Source organism: Eikenella sp. HMSC071B05 (assembly GCF_001811325.1).
In the GTDB taxonomy this organism is placed as follows: domain Bacteria; phylum Pseudomonadota; class Gammaproteobacteria; order Burkholderiales; family Neisseriaceae; genus Eikenella; species Eikenella corrodens.
On the sequence record NZ_KV804539.1, the window covers coordinates 56676 to 62993 of the forward strand.

8 protein-coding genes are annotated in these 6318 nt (G+C 57.1%); 2 read left to right on the forward strand and 6 right to left on the reverse strand.

Annotated elements, in window-relative coordinates:
* The first annotated feature begins 48 nt into the window (after positions 1-48).
* Positions 49-1125: an Ldh family oxidoreductase gene (locus HMPREF2796_RS01220; protein WP_070630298.1), complete on the forward strand. Its 1077-nt coding sequence runs from the start codon at positions 49-51 to the stop codon at positions 1123-1125.
* 67 nt (positions 1126-1192) lie between these two features.
* Here HMPREF2796_RS01220 and HMPREF2796_RS01225 read toward each other — a convergent pair whose 3' ends face one another.
* The 6 genes from HMPREF2796_RS01225 to HMPREF2796_RS01250 form a co-directional block, all read right to left on the reverse strand.
* Positions 1193-1669 (reverse strand): low molecular weight protein-tyrosine-phosphatase, encoded by a 477-nt coding sequence (locus HMPREF2796_RS01225; RefSeq protein WP_070630300.1) that lies wholly within the window; start codon positions 1667-1669, stop codon positions 1193-1195.
* A gap of 15 nt (positions 1670-1684) precedes the next feature.
* Positions 1685-2068, reverse strand: a complete 384-nt coding sequence (locus tag HMPREF2796_RS01230; RefSeq protein ID WP_070630302.1) for an MAPEG family protein — start codon at positions 2066-2068, stop codon at positions 1685-1687.
* Positions 2069-2339: 271 nt separating this feature from the next.
* Positions 2340-3311 carry a histidine kinase dimerization/phospho-acceptor domain-containing protein gene (locus tag HMPREF2796_RS01235; protein ID WP_070630304.1) on the reverse strand — a complete coding sequence of 324 codons (972 nt, stop codon included), beginning with the start codon at positions 3309-3311 and terminating at the stop codon, positions 2340-2342.
* Positions 3312-3458: 147 nt separating this feature from the next.
* The gene (locus tag HMPREF2796_RS01240) at positions 3459-3905 is read right to left on the reverse strand and encodes a hypothetical protein (protein ID WP_070630306.1); all 447 of its coding nucleotides are present in this window, start codon (positions 3903-3905) and stop codon (positions 3459-3461) included.
* Between the two features lie 156 nt (positions 3906-4061).
* Entirely contained in the window at positions 4062-4577 is a 516-nt protein-coding gene (locus tag HMPREF2796_RS01245) for a hypothetical protein (RefSeq protein WP_070630308.1), read from the reverse strand.
* A 162-nt stretch (positions 4578-4739) separates the two neighbouring features.
* Positions 4740-5420: a response regulator gene (locus HMPREF2796_RS01250; RefSeq protein ID WP_070630310.1), complete on the reverse strand. Its 681-nt coding sequence runs from the start codon at positions 5418-5420 to the stop codon at positions 4740-4742.
* A 228-nt stretch (positions 5421-5648) separates the two neighbouring features.
* On the opposite strand from HMPREF2796_RS01250, the gene HMPREF2796_RS01255 reads away from it, so the two are divergent.
* Positions 5649-6221, forward strand: coding sequence for an inner membrane CreD family protein (locus tag HMPREF2796_RS01255; protein WP_070630312.1), 573 nt, complete (start codon positions 5649-5651; stop codon positions 6219-6221).
* Positions 6222-6318: the final 97 nt, after the last annotated feature.

Below are 6318 nucleotides of genomic sequence, written 5' to 3' on the forward strand. Positions count from 1 at the left end.
AGGCCGGATCCGGTTTTTTGTTGCCGCAGAAGCGGAGGAGGATAAGCAATGCAAACGATTAAAAAAATTGATGCCGCAGCCCTACGCGCGTTTACCGAAGCCGCCTTCAAGGCATACGGCTTCGTGCCGGAAGAAGCGGCGCAGATTACCAATGTGCTGATGGCTGCCGACCTCTGCGGCGTAGACACACACGGCTCGCAGCGGTTGGAAATGTACCGCCAGCACATCAACGGCGGCTTCGTGCGCATCGGCGCCCAACCGGAAACTGTGTTTGAAACGCCTGTGTCGGCCGTGGTGGACGGTCATGCCGCCATGGGGCAGCTCGTGTCGCGCTACGCCATGCAGATTGCCATCGACAAGGCCAAACAAAGCGGCATCGGCATGGTGTCGGTGCGCAATTCCAACCACTACGGCATCGCCGCCTACTACAGCAGCATGGCTGCCAGCCAAGGCCTAGTGGGCATTTCCATGACCAACTCCTTCCCCATCGTGGTGCCCACCTACGGCCGCACCCCGATGATGGGCACCAACCCCATCGCCGTGGCCATCCCCGCTAGCCCAACCGATTTCAGCCTCGATGCCGCCACCTCTGTGGTTGCCTTCGGCAAGCCCGAGGTATACCTCAAAAAAGGCCTGACCGCCCCGCTGGGCTGGGCGATTAACAGCCAGGGCGTGGACGAAACCGACCCGCAGATTATCGTGGAATGCGTGCGCCAAGGATTGGGCGGCGGTATGTATCCTCTGGGCGGCAGCAGCGAGCTGTTTGGCAGCCACAAAGGCTACGGCTATGCCGTACTGGTGGAATTTTTCTCCGCCTGCCTGTCACAAGGCACCACTTCCAACCACACCATGAAAAACGGTCATGCCGGCATCTGCCACCATTTCGCCGCCTTCAACCCGGAAATCTTCGGCGATGCCCAAGCCATCCGCAGCCATTTCAGCGCCTACCTGCAAGAGCTGCGCGAATCGGCGAAAGCCGCCGGCCAAGAGCGGATTTATATCCACGGCGAAAAAGAAGCCGAATGCTGCCGCGAACGCAAACAAGGCGGCATCCCCATCCTGCCCAAAACGCTGGACGAAATGCGCCGCCTGGCCGAGGAGCTTGGGCTGCCGTTTGAGTGGTAGGGCTTGAATACGGCAGTGATAAAGGCTACCTGAAAGTTTTTCAGGTAGCCTTTTAGCATTTATCGGACTATGGCCGGCAGGCCAAATCTTTTTCAATCTTATCCAGCAGCGCAGAGCAGCAGGCGGTGAGGATATGGCGGGTTTCGTTGAAATTGCCGGTGTACCACGGGTCGGGAACGTGGCTGTAGCCGCTATCGGGCAGCAGGTCGGTGATTTTGAAGATTTTGCCGGGATGGCGGCCGAAGCGTTGTTCCAGCTCGGCCAGGTTGTTGTCGTCCATGGCCAGCAGGTAGTCGAAATCGACCAAATCCTGCGTTCGCACGCGTCGGCTCACAAAGCCGCTGCTGTCGATGCCTTCGTCGGAAAGGATTTCCAGGCTGCCGCAGTGCATGCCTTCGCCATCGTGCCAGCCGGACGTGCCCGCACTGGCGGGGTGCACCGGCAGGCCGCGGGCGGCAGCCATGCTGCGGCAGAGATATTCGGCCATCGGCGAGCGACAGATGTTGCCCAGGCAAACGAATAAAACCTTAACGGGGCGTTCCATAAGGCTACCTGAAAATCAAATGGCCGCAATAAACAAAGCCACGATGCACAGCAAATTCGCGCCGAATATGGCCGAACGCAGTGTGGCTTTATCGCTGATGTAACAATAGATAAAGCCGATGCGGCTGGCCACGAAGAGCAGCGCCCAGAAGTTGATGGTGAACTGGGCGGCATTGCCGGTAACGTGGGCGATGATCACGGCGGCGGCAAACGGCGGGAAGATTTCGTAGCTGTTTTGCTGCGCCGCATCGGCACGCGCGGCCTTACCTTGGGCGCGGGCTAGGAAGGCGCGCGGGTTGTGATTGTCGGCCAGGGAAAATCCGGCGCGGTATTTGGCATAGGCGGCGCAGAAAATGGGCAGGAAAATGGCGAAGAAGATGCACCAGTAGGCTAAGGTCATGATGTGTTTGCTCCTGTAGTGAATTAACAAAAACCAGTACAGCGTTGGCTCGCCTTGCCGTAACGTGTGTACTGTCTGCGGCTCGCCGCCCGGTAGGAGGAACATTGCTTCCGCCGTAATGGGTTGGAAAGATTGGTTTTGTGGGAGGCGTGATTATACACGGGTGCAAGACAGATGGGCTGTTCCCGGCAATAGGCGGCGGAATGGGATAACGCAATGCTGGCAGGCTACCTGAAACTTGAGCTGCGCCGAAACTGCGCGGCGCTGCGTTTCAGGTAGCCTCTTTTACATCGGGAAACACCAGCCTCGCCTCTACACCGTTTTCGCGGTTGGCGAGCATCAGGCGGCCGCGGTGCAGGCGCATGATTTCGGTGGTGAAGCTCAAGCCCAGCCCGCTGCTGCGGCTGCCGTCGGCACGGGGGAGCGAGTAGAAGCGTTGGGGGATTTTGGCCAGCGCGTAATCGGGAACGGGGCTGCCTTGGTTGTAAACCGCCAGTTCGGTGCGGTTTCGGCTGCGGGTGAGACTGAGGCGGATTTCGCTGCCGGTTTCGGCAAAATCAATGGCGTTGTAAAGCAGATTGTCGATGGCTTGGCGAAGCAGCAGCGGGTCGCCTTGAACGGCGTGGGGCAGGCAGTTGAGGGCAATATTTAGTTGTTTGGCTTGCAGGGCGGCGCAGCTTTCTTGGACGGCTTGGGCGGCCAAGCTAAACAAATCGACAGTTTGGATGTCGTTCAGGCTGTCGCGGTTTTCCAGACGGGCCAGTTCGAGCAGGCGGGCGATGAGCTGTTTTTGTTTTTGGGTGTTGCGACGGATGCGGTCGAGCAGCTGCTGCTGGTCGGGGCTGAGGGGGCTGTCTTGCAGCAGTTCGAGGGCGGCCTGCTGGGCGGTGAGTGGGGTTTTGAGTTCGTGGGTGAGGCCTAAGACATAATTTTCAATGTGTTGGCGGTGGTCGAGTTCGTCGCGCAGGTGGGCGACGGCGTGGACGAGGCGGTAGAGGTAGCTGTCGCCGAACTGGGGTTGTGGGGCGGGGCGGTTGGCGGCCATGGCTTCGGCATAACGGCGGATGCGGTTGATACTGCGCGCCAGCCACCAAGCGAGCGTACCGAGCACGAGCAGGCTGGCGGTAAGCAGGAGCAAGACGTGCTGTTTGGCATAAACCAGCGACCAAGCGGTGAGCAGGAGCAGGATGCCGAGCAGGACGAAGAACAGGCGGATGCTGAGGTGTTTGAAATATTTAAGCATGGGTTGGCTGAATGGATAGGGTTGCGCGGCCTGATATTAAGCCGGTCGGTGTTTCAATTTCGTTGCGTTTCGCTTTCAGGTAGCCTGAAAAGTGTGTGTGATTAAGTCGGGCTGGTTTTCGCGCTTGGAGGCCGTCTGAAAAGGCGGTTAGCGATAACTGATGACTATCCCCGTACTGCCGTCTTTATTGTGGTAATACGCGCCCGCGTTGCCCCAGGCAAATCGGCGGCATTTGCCTGCTGCCGATGTTTTAATGGCGCAAGGGGCGTCGCCCAGCTGTTTATCCAGCCATCGATCAAATTGTTTTCTGCGTTGCAATTCGCGCTCTTCCGACCACGCTGCCCAGCTATTGTCTTCACCTATCGGGCAGAAGAATATGGATAAGCTCTCCAGCCGTTGCTGCTCGAACTGGGCGGTAAGGGTGTATTGTTCGGACTGCTTGGTAAATGACAAACCAAAAAATGTTATTCCCTCTCGCGGATGATTCGGGCTGGATTTGGGGAAGCATGTAATCCAGTCATCAAGCGTGGTGCGCGCACTGATAAGGTTGCCGTCCGGCAGGATGATGCTGCCGTTTTCAGGGTTTATCTTCATCGGTTTGAATTTCTAAATGCCGCTTTCAGACGGCCTGAAAACAAGCGGTGGGCGGGCAACGGATACCCGTCCTTGAGCCTGCCTAGTTTTCAGGTAGCCTTTTGTGGCTAGCCAGGGTGGTTTGGTTTACAGTCTAATCCAAATTACACGAACTGTTTACCACCTGATTTTCCTTATCCGCCGTTTGCGCCAAATGATGCCGAACATCCATTTCACACACAGCCAGAAGACAAGCGACAAAGGAAAGACCAAAGCTACATCGGCAATATTTCTCCAACGAAAACTCAACGGCACAACGCGGCCGTCCGGTGTAATGCGGTAGGTTTGCGTCATCATCGCCGTGTCCAAATCGGCAAAAAGCTTGTAGGTATCGGGGGCAATCCGGCGCAGGCGGTGCCCGCTGCCGTCTTCGTTTCGGTACTCGGTTTCCTGTCTGACCAAAACTTGCCTACCCTGCCAATTCTCCAGCCGCAAGGGGCGTATGCTGTGTTCGTCCTGCACGAGAATTTGAAAGGCGGGATGTATTTTGTCTCCCGGCGAGTAGTGTTCCATCGAACCGAACTCCACTACAAACCAAGCGGCAGCCATGCAGACAAACCATAAAAGAATAGGCGCAAGCAGTTTCAGCATGGCAGAGACAAGGTGGCTGGATAGGCGGATAAGGGGAGGCATATCGTTTCCCTTCCTGGCAGAATTATAAACAGCAAGGTAGGTTGAATTGGCCGCAGGCCTAACCCACCGGGCATTTATGAGATGTTGGGTGATGACTTGCGGCTACTGCTTTTTATTTTTCAGGTAGCCTTTTCACGTTTGAGGCTACCTGAAAACGCTGCATTAGCTTTCCGCAAAACTATACCCCAGCCCGTGATGGGTGCGGATGTGTTCGTCGGCGATGCCGGCTGCGCGCAGTTTGTGGCGCAGGGCGCGGATGTGGGTGTTGATGGTGTGCGGGTCGGAAGGGCGGTTGCCGCCGAACATGGCGGTGAGCAGTTCTTCGCGGCTGAACACGCGGCCGGGGCGGTGCAGCAGGGTACGCAGCAGGCGGTATTCGCCCTGCGTGAGCGGCAGTTCGCGCCCTTGGTGGCGGATGCAGCAGGCGGGCACGTCGTCGTGCCATACCGGTACGGATTCGGTTTTGGCGGCGGGCCGGGTTTGTGTGCGCCGCAGCACGGCTTTGACGCGGGCGACGAGTTCGCGCGGGCTGAAGGGTTTGCCGATGTAATCGTCTGCGCCGAGTTCGAGGCCGAGGATGCGGTCGGTTTCTTCGTCTTGGGCGGTGAGCATGATGACGGGCTGGGGGTGTTGCGGGCGCAGGGTTTTGAGCAGTTCGAAGCCGTCGGTGTCGGGCAGGCCGACGTCGAGCAGGAGCAGGTCGAAGTGTTCGCGCGCGAGCAGTTGCCGTGCCTGCTCTGCGGTGGGGGCGATGCGTGCGGTGAAATGGGCGCGGGCGAGGGAGAGTTCGACCAGTTCGGCGATTTCGCGTTCGTCTTCGATGATGAGGATATGCGGGTTCATGGGATAGGGATTAACAAGCTTTGGATACTAGGCGGCGAGCCGAGGCCGCAGCGGAAGTGAAGCTACCGCTCATTCTACGCAAACGCGCTGGGTTACACACGCTTAGGCGCGGCAATCTTCATAAAATCTTCATCATTGTTCCACAAAAAATTGATGCGTGCCGGGCATACTGTGTGCCGTTGGCGGGCGTGTGCCTTGGCCGCATTCAATTCTTTGACGGAGTAAAAAATGAACCAGAAAATATGGAGCGTGATTGGGCTGTGTATCGTGTTTGCCGTGGTGCTGTTTTCGATTTACGGCTTGGCGGAACAGCGAGGGTATTACCAATCCAGCGAGTTGTTGAGTATAGAAGACTACCGCATGATTATCCGCAGCGTGAAATACGGCATGGTGTTGGTGGTGCTGGTGTTTGCCTCGTTCTTTTTGAGCGAGGTGTTGCAGGAGTGGCGTATCCACCCGATGCAGTATTTGCTGGTGGGCGCGGCTTTATCGATATTTTATCTGTTGCTGCTCTCGCTGGCGGAACACATCGGCTTTACTGCCGCCTATGCCGTCGGCGCATTTGCCTGTATCAGCTTGCTGTTTTGGTATCTGCATTTCGTGCTGTCCACCACGCGCGGGGTGTATATGATGACGGCGCTGCTCATGGCGGCCTACGGCACGATGTTTGTGCTGGTGAAAATGCAGCAATACAACCTCTTGGCCGGCTCCTGCCTGCTGTTTGCCGCGCTGTTTACGGTGATGTATTACACGCGGGAGATTGATTGGTATGCGCTGGGCAAACCGGCAGAGAAGGAGTAATAGGGTTGAAACTGCATTGAAACCTCGCTTTCAGGTAGCCTTTGGGTTTGAGCGGAGGCTACCTGAAAAATATAGTGAATTAACAAAAACCAGTACA